This is a genomic window from Ruminococcus sp. YRD2003, from assembly GCA_900109435.1.
GTDB lineage: Bacteria > Bacillota > Clostridia > Oscillospirales > Ruminococcaceae > Ruminococcus > Ruminococcus flavefaciens_G.
The window spans coordinates 49428-71057 of record FNZT01000007.1 but is presented as its reverse complement, the minus strand read 5'-3'; the positions used below and the strand labels follow the sequence as shown (position 1 = coordinate 71057).

The following is a 21630-nucleotide window of genomic DNA, read 5'->3' as shown; positions in this document are numbered from 1 at the left end:
AAGTATTACGGGACATTTATCGGGGGAAACCTTTCTGAAGAAAGGTTCTCCCCCGAACCCCTTTCCAAAGACTTTTAGTCCAAATTTTGCCCCTATGGGGTACTCTCATTGAAAAGAAAGACTAACTCTTTTCATATCAGAAGAGTACCCCATAGGGGCAAAATTTAAATTGAAAGTTTTAGGAAGGGAGTTTGAGGGAGAACCCTTTTTCAAAAGGGTTTCCCTCAATAAATACTCCGTATTGCTTCTGTATGCGTGCAGCCCTTATGCTGCGGTTTTTCATTTATATATATCAGCCCTGCCACTCGGATTCTTCAACGCAGAAGAAATTGTTTGCCATATAGTATTTTACAGTGCTGTCGGAGCCGTCAGACTTGGAAACGCCTACGCGGTAATATGTGCCGTGCGTCTCATCGGACATTTTCTCGGAGCTGACTATCATATAGCCCTCGCCTGCTCTTTCGAGAGCATTATAGCCCGCGGACTGCTCTTCCATTGCTTCCTTGTGCTCATCGGACTGGACGTATTCCTGCCACTCCTGCTCGTTCTTCTGCTGAACATCCGATGGCACAGCACCGTCGGGATATGCTCCGTTTCCGACTACACAATAGTAGTAAACAGTCGGGTCCGAACCGTCGATCCTTGTGTAGCCGATGCGGTATGTATTTAACTCGCCGCTGCCGTTCTCAACGAGCTCAGTGCTTGCGATCTTGTAGTTCGAGCCAACGATATCGAGGACGGTATAGCCTGCGCTCTGCATTGCCATATCCTGCTTGTATCGGTCGGTAGTTACGAAGTAATCCCACTCCTCCTGAGTGAGCGGGTCACCGCTGTCTATTTTCTTCCAGAAAGCCTCGGAGCCGAGATAATCCGAGTCTGTGCCGTTTGCAGCAGCAGTAGACGTAGTTTCTGTGGAAGCCTTAGTCGTCACAGCAGCCGAGCCCGTGCCTGTAGCTGTTGTGGTTTCAGATGAAGCGGTCGTACTTGCAGACGTTGTCTTTTCTGCTTTGGAGCTTGAGGACGTATCCGTCTGTCCGCAGCCGCAAAGGAGTGCTGTCATTACCAGTGCCGCAATAAAACTTTTTTTCATTTCTGTTACCTCTCAAACTATTTTTATTTCGGCATTTCTGCCAACATAGATTATAGCACTTTTCCGAAAGAAATGAATGAACAATCTATGACCATTTGGTTTTTCTGCGATATGTTGATTATCGCTAAATCCAAGTGGTTATATTTGGCTATATTGCCTAAATATTAAATTCCCGAATAGGCGGGAAATAATGAACGAAATGCAAATTTTTCGCAGTTTTTGTTGCTATATCGGCTTGTGTATGATATAATATAATAGTATTATTATGTGGTGTTGTATCCATTTGCATACGAAAGGAGCTATCGGAAATGGAATTCAATGTTATAACAAGCGGAAACAAGATGGTGATAGAGCTCGAGGGACGCCTCGATACCATCACTGCACCCAAGCTCGACACCTACATCAGAAAGTCTCTCGAAGGCATAGGCGAGCTCTGCATTGATATGGAAAAGCTCGAGTACATCTCGTCTGCGGGACTGCGCGTGCTGCTCGCTGCTCAGAAGATAATGGACGGACAGGGCAGAATGGTAATCACGGGCTGCCGTGAGGAGATACTGGAAATATTTGATATCACTGGATTCACCGACATACTGACGATCGAATAAGGAGCCTGACTATGAAAACCGACATCATCACTGTATTCAGCGACCTCCGCGGACGCGAAGAAGCTATGGACACCGCCGAGCGCTTTGCTGCCTACAACGGCATCAAGGGCAAGGAGGCTATGCACCTCCGCCTGCTGACGGAAGAGACTATTTGCATGGTACATGGTATACTCGACGACTTTCGCGCCGATTTCTGGCTCGAGACCGAAAAGACCAAGCACGGACTGCTGTGCAAGATATGCCTCTCCGCTGACAAGCAGGCTAACAGGTTGCAGGAAAAGAAGATCCTCTCGGTCTCGACAAGCGGAAAGAACGAGAACGCCAAGGGCATCGCGGGCAAGATACGCGAGGTGCTCCGCCGCAGCCTTCAGACGGAATCGGCTGAGGACGAGCAGTTCCTCAAAAACATAAGCGACGCCTGTCTCGGCATGGGAACAGGAAGCGCAAACGTGGTAATGCCGAGCGCGAGCTTCTGGTCGCTCAGCCTGTACCGACAGAATCTTTCCGAGAAGAAGGGGGCTGAGTCGGAGGAGTGGGACGAGCTCGAAAAATCGATAATATCCAAGCTTGCAGACGAGGTGAAGGTCTGGCTCGAGAGCGACAGGACAGAAGTCGTTATCGAGAGATACTTCAATGTCTGAGCTGACAGACATAATACTTGAAACAGGAGGAAAGAAAAATGAACATCGAAAAAATCAGTGAATCAGGAAAACTCACGCTCAAGCTTGAGGGAAGAATAGATACCAAGTCCGCTCCCGAGCTCGATGAGCTTGTAAAGACGTCCCTTGACGGCGTTACCTCGCTCATTATCGACCTCAAGGAGGTAGCATACATATCATCGGCAGGTCTGCGCGTTCTGCTCATCGCACAGAAGCAGATGAACAAGCAGGGGGGAATGAAGATAATCAACGTAAGTGAGGACATAATGGAAATATTCGAGGTCACAGGATTCTCGGATATCCTTACCATCGAATGAATCGGAAAGGGAAAAACTTATGAAGGAATTATTTATCGAAGCTATAAAAGAGAATCTCGATCAGGTGCTCGCATTCGTTGACGAACAGCTTGAGGAGAAAGAATGCCCGATGAAGGTGCAGATGCAGATAGATCTCGCAGTGGAGGAGATATTCGTCAATATCGCGAACTACGCTTACGATCCCGAAACGGGTCCCGCGACCGTGAGAGTTGATGTAACTCCCGACGGTTCTGTTGTGACGATCACATTCGTTGACAACGGTGTGCCGTATGACCCGCTCGCAAAAGCAGACCCCGATATCACATTGTCCGCTGAAGAGAGACAGATCGGCGGGCTCGGGATATTCCTCGTTAAGAAGAACATGGACGATGTGAAGTATGAATACGTGAATGGCAGCAACATCCTCACTCTTAAAAAAGGCTTGAGAGGTGAAAAGCGTTGAAAAAGTTTCTGGGGATAACTCTGGGCGGACTTCACAGTAAAATTCTGGCGGTATTGCTGATATTCCTGCTGGCTATCGTAGGATTCAATACTACCGTCTCGATATACAAGACGTCTACGCTCTCTAAAATAGTCGATGAATCAGGCAAGGAACAGCGAGAGGCTATCGAAAAGGTCTCGGGAGAGACAATGCATAAGACGATAGAGAATTCGCTCAAGCAGATTAACGCCCTGCGCGCCGACAAGCTCGACGACGAATTCACCGAGATAGAGAACAACATCCTTTTGCTCCGTAATATGGCAAAGTATTACTTCGAGAACGCTGATAAGCTCGAGCCAGTATCCGTCCCCCTCCCCGACCCGAACAACGTGGACGACCTCGAGGTACACCTCCTCTATGAGGAGGGCGTGGATTATTCCCGCTCGGAATATGTCGGCATTGCAGGTCATCTGGTCGATGCGATGACGGCTATGGTTCAGACGAACGACACGATTGGAAGCTGTTATATCGGTCTCGCTGACGGCACTCACATCGGAGTTGCCAACGGCGGAGCTGACAAATACGACGAAAACGGTAAGCAGAAGCCCTATCCCGTCCGCCACAGACCGTGGTACGTCGGCGCTGTCGAAAAGGGTGACATCTTCTTCACAGGCGTTGAGCGCGACGCGTTCAACGGCTCGCTGAGCGTTACCTGCGCCGCTCCCGTCATCGTGAACGGCAAAACTGTCGCTGTTGTCGGCAGTGACATCGTTTTTGACGATATAGACGAGTTCGTCACCGAAGCGAACAGCAACGCTGAATTCATATTCGTGGTCAACAATAACGGTCAGATAGTCGCAGTTCCCGAAAACAACGGCATATTCAAGATCGAGGACTCCGAGACCGCGGAGGACCTCAGGACCTCCGACAACAAACAGCTCGCCGATTTTATCACACGTGCTCTCACGGAGCAGACAGGTCTTGAAACTGTGACACTCAACGACAAGGAGTACTATCTTTCGAGCGCACCGATGAAGACTGTAGGCTGGGCTGTCGTGTCGGTCGTTGACAAGGAGATGACGCAAATGTCGACCGATCAGCTCCTTACCGAGATAAAAAGGATAAATACAGACTCAGCTGATAAATTCAGAGACGGCATGAGCAAGCTGAGTATGATGTCAGTCGTCATAATCGTTCTGATAATCATAGTCGGCTCAATAAGCGCACTTATCGTTGCCAACAGGATAGTAAAGCCCATCACGGCTATGACTGATAATCTTACGGGAAAAGACGGAAACGGCACTTTCGAGATGAAGGATCTGTATCGCACGGGCGACGAGATACAGGTGCTCGCAGAGTCGTTCGACAAGCTCTCGAAGGACACCGTAAAGTACATTGAAAACATCACGGAGATAACCAAGGAAAAGGAACGTATCGGCACAGAGCTCTCGCTCGCGACCCAGATACAGGTAGGTATGCTCCCGCACATCTTCCCGCCGTTCCCGCACCGTCATGAGATAGACATATATGCGGTAATGGAGCCTGCAAGAGAGGTCGGCGGCGACTTCTACGACTTCTTCCTCGTTGACGAAGATCATCTCGGTCTGGTCATGGCGGATGTATCGGGCAAGGGTGTTCCCGCAGCCCTCTTTATGATGATATCCAAAGCGCTTCTCAAGAGCAATGCTATGCTCGGACAGTCGCCCGCTGAGGTGCTCATGAAGGTCAACAACCTCATCTGTGCAAACAATCAGGCAGAGATGTTCGTAACGGTATGGCTCGGCATCTTTGAAATATCGACAGGTAAGCTCACTGCTGCGAACGCAGGTCACGAATATCCCGCTCTCAAGCGCGCCGACGGAAGCTTTGAACTCTACAAGGACAAGCACGGCTTCGTTATCGGAGGCATGGAGGACGTCCGCTACAAGGAGTACACCATTGATATGAAGAAGGGCGACAAGCTCTTCCTCTATACTGACGGAGTGCCCGAAGCGACCGACTCGCAGGAGCAGATGTTCGGCACTGACCGTATGCTTGAGGCTCTCAACATCGACAATAAAGCTGATCCCGAGCAGCTTCTCAAGAATGTGCGCAATGCCGTGAACGGATTCGTAAAGGAAGCCGAACAGTTCGACGACCTGACCATGATGTGCCTCGAATACAAGGGCTCCGAGCCATTGGAGAGCAAACAGGAAAAGTAATGGAAAGTATCTACGAAAGCATAATCCATAGTATGTCGGAGGGCGTCATCGTTATCCTCTTCGACGGCAGGATAGACTTCTGCAATCAGGCAGCAGCCTCCGCCATTCAGCGTGATACCTCGCAGCTCGTCGGCAGGAGCATCGCTGAACTGATGAGCGAATCTGAAGAAAATGACGTCTTCTTCGAGCTTATCCTCGACGCAGTGTACTCAAAGGAGAAGGTAAGCAAGACCGTTCCCTTCTTCACAGACGACGATTTGAAGTATCTCCACGTCACTACGGCTCTGCTGACAGGGACGGACAAGGAGAAAGGCCTGATAATCGTTATCAGGGACATGACCGAGGAGGTCAAGCTCTTCATCAGCAACAAACGTCTTGCAAATCAGGTCATAAACCTTATGGACTCATTCGTGGAGGTAATGGTCACGGAGATAGAGGAAAGGTCGACCTATAACGCAAACCATACCAAGAGCATGGTACGCTACGCAACGGGCTATCTCGAGACCCTTCGCAGGGAGGGGAAGCTCGCTGATGTAACAAACGAGAATATCCACCCTCTGCTGATGAGCATATGGCTGCACGACATCGGCAAGCTGCTCGTTCCGCCCGAGATACTCGATAAGGCAACGCGTCTCGGCGACGGGCTCACCGAAGTGCTGCACCGCATCGAGACAGCGCAGCTCATGCTGCGATTGAAAATGTATCAGGAACCCGAAAAGCAGAGCAGTCATGAGGCTCAGCTCCGCAGGATAGATGAGGCGAAAGAGCTGATACTCTCCTGCAATTCCGCAGGATTTCTCGAAAAAAGCAGTATAGCGAAGCTCCGCGAGGCAGCAGGTCTGACCTGCCTTACCTCCGACGGAGCCTGCATTCCTCTGCTCAGCGATGACGAGCTCGAGAAGCTTATTGTCGTCAGGGGGACGCTCACGGCAGGCGAGAGAAAGGTCGTAGAATCACACGTGTCCTTTACCCGCGAACTCCTTTCAAAAATGGAATTCCGCGGAGAATACAAGCAGGTGCCGAAATGGGCAGCGGGACATCATGAGCTGCTCGACGGCTCGGGCTATCCCGATAAGCTGAACGCCGATTCCATTCCGTGGGAAACACGTCTGCTGACGATAATCGACGTGTATGACGCCCTTACAGCTGAGGACAGACCCTACAAGCCTCCGCTTCCTCCCGAAAAGGCATTCGCGATATTGCGGGATATGTCTGCGCATGGTAAGGTCGACGGCGGGATACTCGAAAGCTTTTATCAAAGCGGCGCGTGGAAACGGGAATAGTTCCCGACGGGTCAAACGCAAATAAGTCGGTGCATAAGGGCTGTACTTATACGGAAACAATACGGAGTATTTATTGAGGGAAACCCTTTTGAAAAAGGGTTCCGCTAACAGCGGCGGTCCCCTCTGTCGCTTCGCGACATCTCCCCGCACTGCGGGGAGTCACCCTCAAACTCCCTTCCTAAAACTTTCAATTTAAATTTTGCCCCTATGGGGTACTCTCCTGATATGAAAAGAGTTAGTCTTTCTTTTCAATGAGAGTACCCCATAGGGGCAAAATTTGGACTAAAAGTCTTTGGAAAGGGGTTCGGGGGAGAACCTTTCTTCAGAAAGGTTTCCCCCGATATATGTCCCGTAATGCTTCTGTATGAATACAGTTCTTACAGCACCGACTTATTTTTATGCCTTTACATGGCTGTTTTATTTCAAGCCCGGACCCTTTGCATGCTTTACCGTATGGTCGCGCTCTGTTTTTGATTTGGTCACAGTCTTCTGAGTCTTGTCTCTTGTGTTCGATAGTTCCTTCTTCACCGAGCCGCCTTCCTTAACGTTGGCTATGCGGTTTTTAAGAGCCTTTACGGCAGCAGGTTTCTTTTCGGCGTTATTCATTGCGGGAGCCGCGTGCTTCACGTTTTTTCTCACTTTATCCTTCAGGCTCCTGCGAGGCTCTTTCTGCTCGGGCTGACTGACCTCGGGCTCATTTACCGTGCTCTCTGCCTCTATGTTCTTTTCCTTGACACTGTCAAGCCTCTTCTCGGCCAGTTCGAGTATCTCCAGCGCAGCTTCAAAGCGTACCCGATTCTTCTTCAAAAGCGGCTTCCAGTCGGGAGCCTTGTTTTTTTCGGGATGCATCAGGTCGTCCCCGCGCTTTTTTTGTATATAGTTCTCGGCAGCCTTAACGATAGCTTTCAGATATTTTTCCTCATCGTGCTCGCTCGCATTGCCGTCGTTCTTTTCCATAAGGTAGATGTTGTACTCGCCTATCGCGCTTTTCAGCTCGTTCAGTTCGTCGGTCTTTTCACCGATGACCTTCCAATGCTTGGCATTCAGCCCCTTTGACGCCTTCAACAGATCATTCAGGAAGGTGTCGCTCTCGTCGCGGTTGCCGATGTACGACCATTCCTCGAGTATCTTCTCCTGCTCTTTGTGCTTTGCCTCTTCGAGCTCGAGTCTTGTTGCTTCGTCGACAGGCTCTTTTTCTTCTTTTTCGGTATTTTGGGGTTTCTCGACCTGAACGGTGCGCGGCTGATGATCCTCAAAGTACTCCCTGTGTTTATCAGCCTCAAGCTTTGCTTCAAGCTTGTCGTTCAGCAGTTCAAGGAGACTGAAATACTGCTGTCCGTTTTTGAGCTGTCCGTTTCGTGGACCGATGGCATGGTCGGAAAAGTAGCTGAGATTCCTGCCCGAGCGCAGCATATTTATGAAGCCCACGAGCCTCTGCATATCTTCGTCCCATTTTTTCTTTTTTTCATCCTCGTCCTCATCGGAGGAAGGCTCTAAGACCGAATTATCCCTCAATCCTTCGAGAGCTTCTCTCAGCTCGGTGTGCTCCTTGTACTCCTCGCTGTTCTTGTCCTCGTAAGAAAGGGCGTCGTAGGTGAGCTCCAGAGCAGAAGCAAAGGTGCCGAGGAGCTCCTGTTCCTCGGGCGAAAAGCCCTTGTTCCCGGTCTTTTTCATAAATTCTTCGTACGAAAGCGGCATAGCGGCGACCTCCATTAACAAAAATTGTGCCTGCAAAACGGCATTTATAGTAATACCCCCGCACGAGCCTTATCGGGTGCAGAAAAAGGGAAAAAAGCAAATAGTGATAGTCGGTGCATCAGTATTGTTTACAATTTGTTCATATTTTGTTGCACCCTCACGTTCTTTTATCAGGGTGTTACTATTAGCAAGCAAACTTCGACTTTTAAAGGAGGAAATTGATATGAGAACGTTTGAAGAATTGCTTTCAGCCTATAAAAATGACAAAACAGGTGTTCTGAACGAGTCGATGAACACTGTCGACTACAAGCTTCAGAATAAGGAATACGAGAATATTGAAAAAAGAAAAGAAAAAGTAAAGGAGTATATCTTTTTTCATGCAATGGCTGCCGAGGGCTTCCGTACTCCCAAAGATCCTAAAAAAGATACTGCCATAAAGCGTCTTTATGACGAGATGAATAAGAAAGACAGCACGATAGATAAGATCATAACGGCAATATGTAAGTCAAAAAGCTCCATTGCCCGTAATAATGCATTGGAATCAGGATTTTTCAAGGATGCCGTCTATAATTCCACAAAGATGAAGCGGAATATCAATCCCGACGCCGTTGCTGATTTCCTGAATTATGCGTCATCAGGCCCTAACGGACTCGACGCGTATTTACGCAGAACAAGAGGCGTGGGTCAGAAATTCCCGTCGTTCAATACATACAGACAGCCTGTTTTTACGACAGAGGAGATGGACGCCTACCAGCAGAAGAATCTCGGCGTCATCGAAAAAGGTGTCGCTGCCAAGCAGTTCACCGACGGCGTCGACAAGGTACAGATCGAACTCGGTAAAGCTTTCAGGTATATGCTCGACGATAATAGAAAGCGTCAGGAAGAGGCGAAGACAGACCCGAAAAAGAAACCGAGCGATTCATATCAGAAACTTATCAATGCTATCAAAGATCTTAATAGTAATATGTCAACAGGCAGTCCCCAATTAATATATGGTGCCATGACGGAACTAAAGGAAGCTGCTGAGAATTACAAGAATGAGCACAATGCTGTATTCAGGCTTACCAAGGGGCGTGCACGCCGCAACGCCGCCTCTGCCATAGCCGACATCGTCGAAAGGAATCTCAGTGAACTCGAGATCGCATTCAAGGCGGTAACGGGTGAAAGTATGGAGAGTGCGAGCAGCCCCACAAGGTACGATATACAGGAGGAATATACCAAGCCGTATGAGCTCTACAAGGGCAAGCTCGACTGTATGCGCATGGTAAACGAGAATACCTCAAAGATAACCGCAGGTTATCAGAAAATGCTTGAAAAAAAGGGCGCAGACAATAATAAGATCACCAAGAATATACTCTCGACCCGTATAACAGCCGAGCAGCTGAAGGAAAAGATCATCAATATGGATCCCGTGGACGCCCCTGTCATTCAGGGCGAGATAAAAAGAAGATTTTCACAGCCCGAGATCGAAGCCAAAGGTATGACCGTAGGTAAAACAGGTCACTTCAAAAACTATATGGAATTCAGCGACGGGAAGTTTAAACAGGAAAGCTATAAATATATTAAAGAATTCGTTCACTGTAAGGAAAACAAACTGTCTACAGATGATATTCCCAAACCTTCTCAAATAAGGGATAGTTATAATTTAGAAAAATTAGAAACAGAATATACCAAGAAGAATGCGGCTTCTCAGAGGCTCATGGCTGCTGAGGAGATGAACAATCAGAAGAAGGAGAATCAGAGGAAATACGATGAGGAAATGAGGAAGCTTGAGGAGGAGAAAAAACTGCTCCAAAAGCAGCGGAAGAAACGCCTGAAGGAAGATGAACTCAAGCGTAAGCAGCGCAAGACAGAGGAAAAGCAGCAGGAAAAAATAGCGGCTGAGGAAAAAAAGAAGGAGACAGCTCGAAAAAGGCGCGAGCCCAAGCAGCTCACAGAGCTGGATAAGCGTTATCTGAATGCGATAAAGGATAATCCAGAGCGAGTGAAAGAATTCAAGGAAAAGCTGCGCAAGAACAACTACATCTTAGAAGATGAGCCTGTGCCCGCACCCAAGAAGGAAAATAAAACTGTAGGGAAGAATGATCTCAAAACAGGAAGAAAGACTGTGTCGACGACCACAAACATTGATAAGATCAAACCAAAGAAGGGCTTTACAAAGTGATTCGCTGCGTTGATAAGCAAGGCGAAAGCCTTGTTTAAAAAGGATAAAATTAAAGAATTATGCCAAAAGCATAGAAAGTGAGGAAAACACAATGCCAACAAGCTATAGTCAAGTGAGTTCGGCTCTGAAAAATGCGCTGAAAGGTGTCAAGAATCAAAAAATCGTCTTGTCTGACGAATTCTCAAATTATTTGCAGGCCGTACAAGAACTTTCAGGTTTGCTGAATGATAGAAGCAAGAGAAATACTATCAATGAAGATGACCGTATTAAACTCTATGATGCTCTCATCGAGCTTATCGACTGCTATCAGTTCAACTACACTCATAAGGGCACTGAGATAGCCAGAGGCGAGGATTTTAAACTTTATCAGGAGTACACCAAAAACGTACAGGAAAAAATAGACGTTATCCTTAACAAAACAAAGGAAGAAAATTCCAAACAGGAAGATGTCAATATGCTCTTCGGCGGAACAATGAAAAAAGTTAAGGAGGCAGCGGAAGGCTTTATGTTCGAGCTGCGCCGATCCGCATCACAGCCTCAGATCGATCGATACTTCCAAGAGACCCTCGGTTTTGTTTCGGAAGCCGACGAACTCAAAGATTCGGGAGCATTAAGCGAGGATACGAATAAACTTATGCACGGTGTAGTGGTAGGCGCCTCAACCATCATCAACAATCCGCTGCTCACTCCCGAGACCAAGGAGGAGCTTGCGCGCGCATTTCGTAACTATACCCGCTCATATAAGGAGCATCTGTTCATCGAAAACCAGCGCAAGGCTATTCTTGACAGTAAAGTTGTCGAGGAAATGACTGCTTCAGCAAACAATCTGGGTGCAATAATAGACGAGGCAGTCAAACAGCTCGCATCTTCAAATAATAGTATAGTTAATGATGATATAGCGATCCTCAATAAATTAAAGGATGACATTCAAAAAGACACTAAATCCCTCAATGACGACCTCGCCGTTAACACGAAGGAGGCAAAAAAAGAAGAGCTTGATTTTATAGGGAAGCGCGAAGAGAAAAAATTCAGAGAGGCAGAGGATAAAGATGCTTTCAAGAAGGGCTATATAGAAAAAGGCGAGCGGGAGACAAGCAACCAGATAGCGCTGAGGAAAATTAAAGAAGATCAGTCCAGCCTTCTCGCGCAAACACCCTATATCGACGCGATATACGAACTTCTCGGCATAGATGAGAATTCACTTCCCGAAAATGATGTGACCTATGTTACCCATGGAGCAGATAATAAAGAGGTCACACATACGCGTAATTTGCGCAAAGAACTGCATGAACTCCAGTCTTTGGCTATGAATATGGCTCTTGTTACAGCCAAGTACTATGTCAAGTCCGAGGGTATGGACGAAAAGACCGAATACCTCAATCTGAATCAGCTCAAGGAATTAAATGAAGCATACGATAACTTCTACCGTGCAACCGTCAGATTCCAAAGTGCCGCACTCAGATCAAAAACGCTTAATAAAGAATCCGATATCTATAAAAAGGTCCAAAATGTACACTCACCATCTCTTGCTATCGGCGCCTCAATCCAGGAGGCTGTAAACTACATTGAGAAGTATGCACTCAAGGGCGAGCGTGAAAAGCACAAGCTCTTCTCGATGTATGAGATGATGGGTCATCCCAATCCCGACCTCGACGGAAACTTCACTGCTCAGGTAAAAAATGTTCTTGACATGAAGTCTAAGATCATCGATAACATAAATTCCGTAAAAAACCCCAATGCCGAGAAGGCAGCTAAAAAAGAGGGAAAGGTCCTCAAGGAATACGTTGAGGAAAAGATCAATAATATCGACTCCACACTTATGAATCTTACGGAGAATATCCTGCCCCAGACCTTCATTAACGACGGCACCGTCGATATTGAACGCAACAGAGACAACATACTCCCGTTTGTTGTCGGAAAGGATATCAAACAGCTCACAGCGGCTTACCGCGAAGCTTTCCTTGCAATGAACGAATTCATGATCGTTTCCAATAAGCGAATGGAGACCAACAAAAAGGTCGAGGGACGCAAGCATATGGAGGATTCTGAGTATCAGTTCTACGAGGCTCTGCTTCCTGTATATGAAAAGGTAAAGAACAGATACCTGCTGCTCACCTACCTGGATAAGCCGGAACCGGAAAAAGGAAAAGAAAAGAAGGCTGATGCTCAGAAAAAGGGTGCAGATGCTAAAAATGGACAGGAGCTTTCTGTCGAAGAGCAGGCTCAGATCGAGACTCAGAGGATCGTTGATGAGCTCGGTCACGAATTAGATGCCTACAACGATCAGATCCAGAAGATCAAGGAGAAAGCAAGAGAAGAGGCTGAAAAAGAAGCCGCTAAGGAAATAAAGGCGGAAGAGAAGGAATTTAAAAGGCTCCAGAAGGAAAACAAGAAGAATAAAAAACCGATCCAACACAGGGACTTCTCAAAGGAACTTGCTGAAAGGGTCGCCAAGAAATACAAGGAAAAGGTCGCCCAGAGAGTTGAGAAGAATAAGAAGGGAGAACAGATACGTGAATTCTACGATTATGTTCTGACCTGCAAGGAGATGTACAGAACGAACCAGCTCCTGCCGCAGTTCCTGCTTGATGACCACAAGCAGCCCCGTATCTCAACTATCCTTTCCATGCACCAGAAGAAAAAGGATATCGACTATGCTATCGAATTCGAGGAAAAGCTGACCAAGCAGCCCTGGAAGGACGGAAAACGCGATTTCAGCGAGATAACAAAGGATTTCAGGAAGCACAGGATGCAGCTGGGTACTGATGACAAGATAATCCAGTTCAATACCAAGGACGACTACAAGCAGTTCGAGAGGGTCACTCACGATACTATCAAGGGCTTCTTCCCGCCAACAGAAGAAAAGATATCCTACAACGGTCTTCTGAGAGTTGTCAATAAAAAGACGAACAAGGCGGTCGGCTATGGCGAAGGCGACTTACCAGCCGCGCTTAAAGCTACAATAGGCGATACAATAGAGGTCAAAGGCGGAGTAAAGATCGACGTTACACGTAAGATAACAGACTATATGTTCAAGCATTCTGTCACTGAGGGAGCTCCCAAGTTCAGCGAAGATTTCAAAGACATCTTTACAAAGGAGGAACTCAAGCACAAGGAAGTACAGGAATATGTCAAGAAGCTCAACGAAACATTCCTGTTTGAACCCGACGGAAAAAGAACACTCGAATACGGCAAGATAAATGTCAACAAAAAGGAAGTAAGCGTAGAAGAGCTCAGCGACAAGCTTATCAATTACGCCAACAAATTCTGCAAGCCCGATAAGAGCGGTAAGATACACATTACCGAGTATGACAACGAAAAGGGATTTGACGGATTCTTTGAAGAAAACGGCTTCACAAAGGAAGATCTCGAGGATTCTATCTTAGGAGACTTCGCCACGGCTATCAAGCGTAACCTCAAAAACGCAGGCTTCTGTAAGGAGGCAAAGATGCGGAATGATATCCCCAGCGGCTATAACGAGGGCATCGCGAAGGATCTTGTCTACAAACTGGCTCCGGGAGTATATCCCAAGGTAACGGTATATGACGACATAACCCTGCCTTTCTATATGGGTCAGGCTCAGCCCGACCAGCTTTCTCACGTAAAGGTCGCACGTGTTGACAACAACTTCAACCGCGTGCTCAATTACAAGATGAAAGATAGATATTACAAAGAGGTAAAAAACAAGGAAACCGGAAAAACAGAAAAAGTGCCCGTTCCTGTGGTGTACGACAAGGACGGCAAACTGTTGACTGACCTCAAAGATGTCAAGAAAGAACAATATGCGGAAGGTCCGATGGTACATACCACAGTCAAGGACTTCCGAAAGAGTGCATTCGTCGGAGATCTCCCCAACAGGAATAAATTGGCGAATCCTAAGAATTTTGAAGGCAAGTCCGATGCCGAGATAGATGAAATGATAAGCCAGGGCCTCGATCAGAGCGACAACAGCGCATCTCCCCGTACCAATAATGTGCGCAGCTTCAAGTCGTTCGATGACCCCTCAGTGCTCCAGACAGCTGCCGACATTCAGGTAATGGACTATCTGCTCGGTATCCCCAAGCGCGGTGTCGATGATCTCCGTATAGACTTCTCTACCAATGTCGTGAACGGGAAAATCGAGCCCTCTGTCGAAGGCATAAGTGCCGCCGACAACGGAAAGCTTCCCTTTACCGCAAAGGACGATAAAGAGCTCATTGACCCCATGGAGATGCGCATTATTACACAGTCGATGGCGGACAGGGTAGAAAGATGGGCTCAGGGAAAGCTTGCCCCTGATGAAGCGGAAAAGTTCAATCAGCTCCCGAAGGTATGCTATGATAAATTCGTGCAGCACGCCAAGATCCTCGATGAGGTTATCCGGAAATCCAAGAATGTACAGTGGAGTGACCCGCCGATAAATCCCGAGACCAACGAGATAATCCCGTACAGTATCTACGACGTTCATAAGGGTCATATCCGTATACTCAATGAAGATCAGCTCTACAAAATGAGTATGGACGACCTTGCCGCTGCAAGAAATGAAGCCAAGACCAATGAGGAAAGGGAGAATTGCGAGCCTAAGAATATTTTCGATACTCTCGCAAAAATGCCCAAGGCGTGCAATGAAGCGCTCATCGACAAGGCTCTCCACCACCTTGACATATCAAACACGAGCGAGGAGTACGGCTCATACAGCCGCGGCACAGAGACATTCCTCGGCAAGAATAGCGATGACAAGACCAGAGACGTCCTTACAAGACGCTTCAATAAACTTGAGACCGAGCGTCTGTTCAACAAGATCCACCGTCTCAATCCCGAATTCTGGATAATGGACAAGGACCGCTCAAATGAATACCTTGGTCACAAGATCCTGGGAAGCAGCCGCGAATACGTTGAGGTCAGAAGTTCTGTCTATGAACTGAACAAACTGATACACGACGAAGTACAGTTTGCAAAGAAGGAAGAGATGTATGACGCAGGCAATCAGTCGAAGCTCAAGCCGAATGAGATCGCTGAAATAAAGCAGAGAAAAATTGAGCGTCAGGAATTAAGGAATAAGCTTGCTGCCGAAAAGGGCAATGATAAGGTATTGAGAAATGTTCCCGCAAAGGAAGACCCGCTCATCTACTACAAGGTGCAGCAGAAGGCTGTTGATACCATAAAGAAGATCGAGGACTACCTTGACAAGGACAAGACCGTATCGAGCAGATTCGGTAAGCAGAGACGCGAAACGATGGTCAGCATTTACAACAAGCTCAACAAGCAGCTTGACGAGTATGCTCAGCTCACGGGAGATACCTCCTATGCTCCGAAGCAGATAACGCTCGACAAGAAGACGTACGCTGTCACTTACTCGAATATGTACGAAAACCGTCACGACTTTGAGATGTCCCTGCCCATTTCCGTAAACCGCGAGTATCAGGAAAACACAATTGAGCGCAGAAAGCGGGACGAAGAGATCCGCGATCCCCAAAAGGGTGCTGCCGCGCAGCTGAAGCAGATGCGTAAGGCTTACGAAAAGGATATAAAAGATAAGATAGACGAGGTTGAGAGCCGTCCCGAGAAGTACGTAGAAAACGGAATAGAAAAAGAGTCGGACAGATCACTGTATGCCAATGTCAAGCATGATCCGAATGCAAAGGGCGAAGATAAGGTCATGTATGCAGAAATCCCGATCAACGGAGGAGCAGAGACGCGCAAAGTTCCTGTTGTCAACGACAGTCTCAAGAATGCAAAATATTATATAGACGAGATGAATAAAAATATCGACACCACAGGCAAGACAAATGAGCAGATCAACGCAGAAAAGAAAGCGAACGAACTGCATTTCGGCAATGAGTTCACTGTTCTCGATGCTGCGGCAAAGCGTCAGTTAGCACAGGATGAAGCAGAAGCATACAACAATGATCCCAAAAACAAAGGAAAAGAGAAGAAAGTGGTTCGCAAGACAGATTCCGATCTGTATAATAATATAGATATCATCACCGGTGAGGAAGCACGCAAAATGACCTCCAAGTACGCTGACCCCAATACCAAGAAGGGCAGAAATGAGCCGAATCCCACTTTCGTCAGCAAGAAGAGGGTGGAAAAAGCAGCTAAAAAAGCATCTCAGATCAAAGAAGCAGAAAAAAAGCGGAAGCAAGAAGAATATGAAAAGGCATTCGATCCCAAAAAGAAAGTGAAAAAAGCTCCGGGTAGGAACTGATCTTGTTTCTCGGAAGTTCTGCAAATAACCTGTTTTATCTGCACAGAGTCAATGTGGGATAATAATTTCGGGAGACCATGAAATGGTCTCCCGAAAACTTTTTCAAGATAAAAAAGGCAGTGCCCGAGGGGGTTCCTCTCCGTCACTGCCTTTTGAACTGTTTACGTGAAAGAGAAACGGTGTCTGTCCGCAGGCTCGGTCATTTGCTGCGCGAAGGAGCTGTCCCCACGTACTGTCAGCAGATATCCTTATTCGCTCGGCAGAAGAAAATGCGAACTGTTCATATAATCTCATTGACTAAATAAGCATAATATGCTAAAATAAAAGTTATGATATATACAGAACAAAAAACGGAGGTCTTAACGTTGAAATCACTGAAAGCACTAATTCTTGCGGCTGTATTCACTGCCACGGCGGCAGCGGCGGGCTGCTCGGAGTCAAAGACGAGTTCCTCTTCCTCTCAGACGGACGCGCCAGAGCAGGCGATATCCCCCGAGAGCATATCGTTTGAATGGCAGAAGTCCTATCAGAGCAAGCTCGACGAGTTCAAGGGCTCGGAGAAGTTCAGCTCCGACTCCGCATTTGACCTGTACGACATGACCGGCGACGGCAATCCCGAGCTCATCATCTCAGAGGGTACGGATAAGCAGGCAGTCTGCGAGATATATTCATATTCGGGCGGAGTCCTCTCAGAGCTCGGCACAGCAGGCTTTGACGGGGAATTCGACTATCTTCCCGAGTTCGGGCTCACTCGCGAGGAATACCACGGCGACGGCTTTCTCCTCGGCAAGTTCAGAAAGTTTGAGGGCAGCGAGCTGACCGATTTCCTTACCTACAGCGATAATTCCGAATCCGCCTCATCGGGTGCTTCGATAAAGCATGAGATAAACGGCAAGGAGGTGCTCCTGCCCGAGTACGAAGCCGAGCTCGCGCAGTACATCGGCACACTGACCATGCACCTCGGAAGAAAGTACACATTCGGCGACGACTCGCTCAACTATGCGATACGCCGCTCCCAGAGCTGGGGAGCTGTCCTCGGCTCGGGCAGGAAGCAGCTTTGCAGGAAAAAGCTGCTCGAGATAGCGGACGCAATGGGAGAGGACAACAAAGACGCCGCATTCGAGCTGTGTGACCTTAACGGCGACGATGTTCCCGAGATAGTCGTATCATCGGGCTCGGCAACGGATTCTGCCTGCACGATATACTACCTCAGCGGTGACACTATAGAGCAGCTCGACGGCGAGTACGGCAGATACGGAAGACTTCTTTTTGATATCGGCAGCCTCGTTTTCTACTCTGAAAACGAAACGGGCATGACCTACTGGAGCCTCGCAGACAGTGAATTCTCGGCAGACAGCTACAACAGCTCGGGCAGCATAATGGAGGTCGGAAGAGAATTTGCGCTCAACGGTGTCGGCATAGACGCCTCGCTGGTATGAGCCATGGCTAAGTCGAAATACGTTTACACCTGCAACCAATGCGGGTACGAGAGCTCGAAGTGGAACGGGAAATGCCCGTCATGCGGCGCATGGAACAGCTTTGAGGAGGAGCTTGCGGATACATCTCCCGCAGGGGGAGGAAGCTCGCTCGCGAATGTCCCCGACCTGTACGACAGTATAGTCGAGCTCGCGGATATAGGTGCGGACAGCGACGTCCGCTACGATACGGGTATCGGCGAACTAAACCGCGTGCTCGGCGGCGGGCTTGTCAAGGGTTCGCTGGTGCTGCTCGGCGGCGAGCCGGGCATCGGCAAGAGCACGCTGCTGCTGCAAATATGCCAGTTTCTCGGCGAGGAGCATTCGGTCCTCTACGTGTCGGGCGAGGAATCGGCGCGTCAGATAAAGCTTCGTGCGAAGCGTCTCGGCGTGGACACCGAGAATCTTTACCTCCTCATAGCCAATGACGCAGAGGCTATCGCCGCGACGATAGCGGGCAGCAACATCGACATCGTTATCATCGACTCGATACAGACGATGAGCATAAGCCGCATAGGCTCGAGCCCGGGAAGTCTGACGCAGGTCCGCGAGTGTACGAATCTCTTCATGCGCACCGCCAAGTCGCAGGAGATCCCCGTCATCATCGTCGGACACATCAACAAGGACGGCGCTATCGCAGGTCCGAAGGTCATGGAGCACATAGTAGACGCGGTGCTCTATTTCGAGGGCGAGCGTCATCAGAGCTACAGGCTCCTGCGCGCCGTGAAGAACCGTTTCGGCTCGACCAACGAGATAGGCGTGTTTGAAATGCTCGACAAGGGGCTCGCGGAGGTAGCAAATCCCTCGCAGATGCTGCTCTCAGGCAGACCGCACAATGTCTCGGGCACCTGTGTCGCCTCTATTATGGAGGGCAGCAGACCTGTACTTGCAGAGGTGCAGGCTCTCGCCGCAAAGACGAGCTATTCCGCACCGAGGCGAATGGCAACGGGCTTTGATTTCAACAGACTGAACATAATCATAGCAGTGCTGGAGAAGCGTCTCGGCATAATAATGGGAAGCCTCGACGTGTACCTTAACATCGTGGGCGGCTTTCGCCTTGACGAGCCTGCGGCGGATCTGTCCGTGGCAATGGCGCTTTACTCGGGCATAATGGATAAACAGGTAAACGAAGAACTCGTGGCATTCGGAGAGATAGGTCTCGGCGGAGAGGTACGTTCGGTCCCTCACGCCTCACAGCGAATACGTGAAGCCGAGCGAATGGGCTTCAAACAGGCAGTGATACCGAAGCAGTGCATATCCTCGCTCGACAGGGACAGCACCGACATCGAGCTGATACCCGTATCGAACCTGAAACAGGCGTTTTCGGTCATAAAGTAAGTTCGGATATGCCGCATGGGAGGGCATATTGCGGCAAACGGGAGGCAGAGAAGCCCTTGCAATAAACAAGAACGGAAAAAGTGAGATACCGAGCCTGAAAACACGGGCTCGGTATTCCTTTGCAATGGAATATCGTGGCAGCTGTCTCAGCAAAGTCTCCTACGGAGCAATCATAATTGGATAAATTTGAGAGTAAATAAGTTGTCAACAGCTAACAATTTTATAAATTATAGTTAAATAAACAAAATATATCCTTTCCCCCTTTTCAACATAGGGAAATCGTGGTATAATTAATATGTGTATTTGTAAGAACATAATTACAGTCTGCTATAGCACGGCAGACTTGAAGGTATATTATTGGAGGGTATTGACATGAATGAAAAAGAGCTCTATCGCGTATGGTGTGAAAATGCCACCGCTGACCCCGACCTTGCCGCAGAGCTTGCGGACATCAGGGACGATGAGGAAGCGATAAACGACAGATTCTACCGCGACCTTGAATTCGGTACTGGCGGTCTGCGCGGTGTCATTGGCGCAGGTACTAACCGCATGAACATATACACCGTTAAGCGCGCTACTCAGGGCTTCGCAGACTACCTCAACCAGGAGTACAAAAACCCAAGCGTCGCTATCTCTTACGACAGCCGCATCAAGAGCGATGTCTTCTCGAAGGCGGCGGCAGAGGTGCTCGCGGCTAACGGCATCAAGGTGCATATCTACAGCGAGCTCATGCCTACTCCCTGCCTGTCGTTCGCAGTTCGCAGGCTGAAATGTCAGGGCGGTATCATGGTCACAGCAAGCCACAATCCCGCCAAGTACAACGGCTACAAGGTATACGGCGAGGACGGCTGCCAGATAACACTGCGCGGCGCTGAGATAATCCTCGACAAGATAAACTCCCTCGACATCTTCAATGACGTAAAGTCCTCGGATTTCGATGAGGAGCTCGCTAAGGGCAATATAAGCTACATAGGTCAGGACGTTATAGAGGACTTCTATCAGCGCGTCCTCGCCGAGGGCATCAACACCGACCTTTGCGCTTCAAGCGGCTTAAAAGTCGTTTATACACCGCTCAACGGCACAGGTAACAAGCCTGTCCGTGAGATACTCAAGCGCATCGGCATCACTAACGTGACGATCGTAAAGGAACAGGAGAACCCCGACGGTAACTTCCCGACCTGTCCCTACCCCAACCCCGAGATACGTGAGGCTCTCGAAGTAGGTCTGAAATACTGCCGTGAGGTCAAGCCCGACCTCCTGCTCGCGACCGACCCCGACTGCGACCGCGTTGGTATCGCCGTTCCCGACGGTGACGACTACGCTCTCTTCAGCGGCAACGAGGTTGGAGCACTCCTGCTCGAATACATATGCAGCCAGCGCAAGGCTAAGGGTACGATGCCCGAGAACCCCGTCGCTGTAAAGACAATCGTTACCACTGATATCGTCGCTTCTATCTGCAAGGAGTACGGAGTCGAGATGATAGACGTTCTCACAGGCTTCAAGTTCATAGGCGAGCAGATAGGCTTCCTCGAGGCTAAGGGGGAGGAAAAGCGCTATATCTTCGGCTTTGAGGAGAGCTACGGCTACCTTTCGGGCGGGTATGTCCGCGACAAGGACGCTGTTGATGCTTCCATGCTCATCTGTGAAATGGCGGCTTATTACCGCACCAAGGGAATAACGCTCCTTCAGGCGCGCGAGAATATGTACAAGAAGTACGGTATGTTCTACCAGACTCTCTACAGCTTCACTTTCGAGGGCGAGAGCGGTATGAAGAAAATGGACGAGATAATGACCACCCTCCGCAACACTCCTCCCACGGAGATAGGAGGACTCAAAGTCGTTAAGTTCGAGGACTACAAGACCTCTGTCCGCAAGGATATCATCACAGGTCAGGAATCCGAGATCACTCTGCCGAAGTCGAACGTACTCGCGTTCTACCTCGAGGGCGGCTCGAAGGCTATAGTACGTCCTTCGGGTACCGAGCCCAAGATAAAGACCTACCTCACCGCCAAGCAGCCCAACCTTGCTTCGGCTCAGGCGCTCGAGAAGAAGCTCTGCGAGGATTTCTCCAAGAACTTCAAGTGAGCAGAGGATTGTAGATAATAACGAAGCCCGATACAGTAAGGACTGTATTCATACAGAAGCAATACTGATATTAATTGCTCACGTTCCTTAACGAACATTAATATGTA

Annotated in this window: 13 protein-coding genes; 11 read left to right on the top strand and 2 right to left on the bottom strand. The window is 48.6% G+C overall.

The window, feature by feature from the left end; translation table 11 throughout:
- Nucleotides 1-292 precede the first annotated feature (292 nt).
- Nucleotides 293-1090 carry a hypothetical protein gene (locus BMX22_RS06600; RefSeq protein WP_074741692.1) on the bottom strand — a complete coding sequence of 266 codons (798 nt, stop codon included), beginning with the start codon at nt 1088-1090 and terminating at the stop codon, nt 293-295.
- A gap of 308 nt (nt 1091-1398) precedes the next feature.
- Between BMX22_RS06600 and BMX22_RS06595 the strand changes: the two genes are divergently transcribed.
- Genes BMX22_RS06595 through BMX22_RS06570 form a run of 6 tightly spaced genes read left to right on the top strand, consistent with a single transcriptional unit; the run spans nt 1399 to nt 6576 of the window.
- Nucleotides 1399-1695 carry an STAS domain-containing protein gene (locus BMX22_RS06595; protein ID WP_074741691.1) on the top strand — a complete coding sequence of 99 codons (297 nt, stop codon included), beginning with the start codon at nt 1399-1401 and terminating at the stop codon, nt 1693-1695.
- A gap of 11 nt (nt 1696-1706) precedes the next feature.
- The gene (locus BMX22_RS06590; RefSeq protein WP_074741690.1) at nt 1707-2336 is read left to right on the top strand and encodes a hypothetical protein; all 630 of its coding nucleotides are present in this window, start codon (nt 1707-1709) and stop codon (nt 2334-2336) included.
- Nucleotides 2337-2374: 38 nt separating this feature from the next.
- Nucleotides 2375-2671 (top strand): STAS domain-containing protein, encoded by a 297-nt coding sequence (locus BMX22_RS06585; protein WP_074741689.1) that lies wholly within the window; start codon nt 2375-2377, stop codon nt 2669-2671.
- A gap of 19 nt (nt 2672-2690) precedes the next feature.
- Complete coding sequence (locus BMX22_RS06580) at nt 2691-3113, top strand: ATP-binding protein (protein WP_074741688.1); 423 nt, start codon at nt 2691-2693, stop codon at nt 3111-3113.
- Nucleotides 3110-5293, top strand: a complete 2184-nt coding sequence (locus BMX22_RS06575; RefSeq protein WP_074741687.1) for a SpoIIE family protein phosphatase — start codon at nt 3110-3112, stop codon at nt 5291-5293. Before BMX22_RS06580 ends, BMX22_RS06575 begins: the two co-directional genes overlap by 4 nt.
- The gene (locus BMX22_RS06570; protein WP_074741686.1) at nt 5293-6576 is read left to right on the top strand and encodes an HD domain-containing phosphohydrolase; all 1284 of its coding nucleotides are present in this window, start codon (nt 5293-5295) and stop codon (nt 6574-6576) included. The genes BMX22_RS06575 and BMX22_RS06570 overlap by 1 nt, the downstream gene beginning before the upstream one ends.
- Before the next feature lie 417 nt (nt 6577-6993).
- Here the strand turns inward: BMX22_RS06570 and BMX22_RS06565 are convergent, their stop codons facing one another.
- Nucleotides 6994-8274 carry a hypothetical protein gene (locus BMX22_RS06565; RefSeq protein ID WP_074741685.1) on the bottom strand — a complete coding sequence of 427 codons (1281 nt, stop codon included), beginning with the start codon at nt 8272-8274 and terminating at the stop codon, nt 6994-6996.
- Nucleotides 8275-8497: 223 nt separating this feature from the next.
- Here BMX22_RS06565 and BMX22_RS06560 point away from each other — a divergent pair, with 223 nt between their 5' ends.
- From BMX22_RS06560 to BMX22_RS06540, 5 genes are all read left to right on the top strand, one after another.
- Nucleotides 8498-10438 (top strand): hypothetical protein, encoded by a 1941-nt coding sequence (locus tag BMX22_RS06560; protein ID WP_074741684.1) that lies wholly within the window; start codon nt 8498-8500, stop codon nt 10436-10438.
- A gap of 217 nt (nt 10439-10655) precedes the next feature.
- On the top strand, nt 10656-16625 hold the full coding sequence (locus tag BMX22_RS06555; protein WP_074741683.1) for a hypothetical protein: 5970 nt from the start codon (nt 10656-10658) through the stop codon (nt 16623-16625).
- A 365-nt stretch (nt 16626-16990) separates the two neighbouring features.
- The gene (locus BMX22_RS06550; RefSeq protein WP_074741682.1) at nt 16991-18064 is read left to right on the top strand and encodes a hypothetical protein; all 1074 of its coding nucleotides are present in this window, start codon (nt 16991-16993) and stop codon (nt 18062-18064) included.
- A 3-nt stretch (nt 18065-18067) separates the two neighbouring features.
- Nucleotides 18068-19438 (top strand): DNA repair protein RadA, encoded by a 1371-nt coding sequence (gene radA, locus BMX22_RS06545; RefSeq protein ID WP_074741681.1) that lies wholly within the window; start codon nt 18068-18070, stop codon nt 19436-19438.
- Nucleotides 19439-19810: 372 nt separating this feature from the next.
- Complete coding sequence (locus tag BMX22_RS06540; RefSeq protein ID WP_074741680.1) at nt 19811-21523, top strand: phospho-sugar mutase; 1713 nt, start codon at nt 19811-19813, stop codon at nt 21521-21523.
- Nucleotides 21524-21630: the final 107 nt, after the last annotated feature.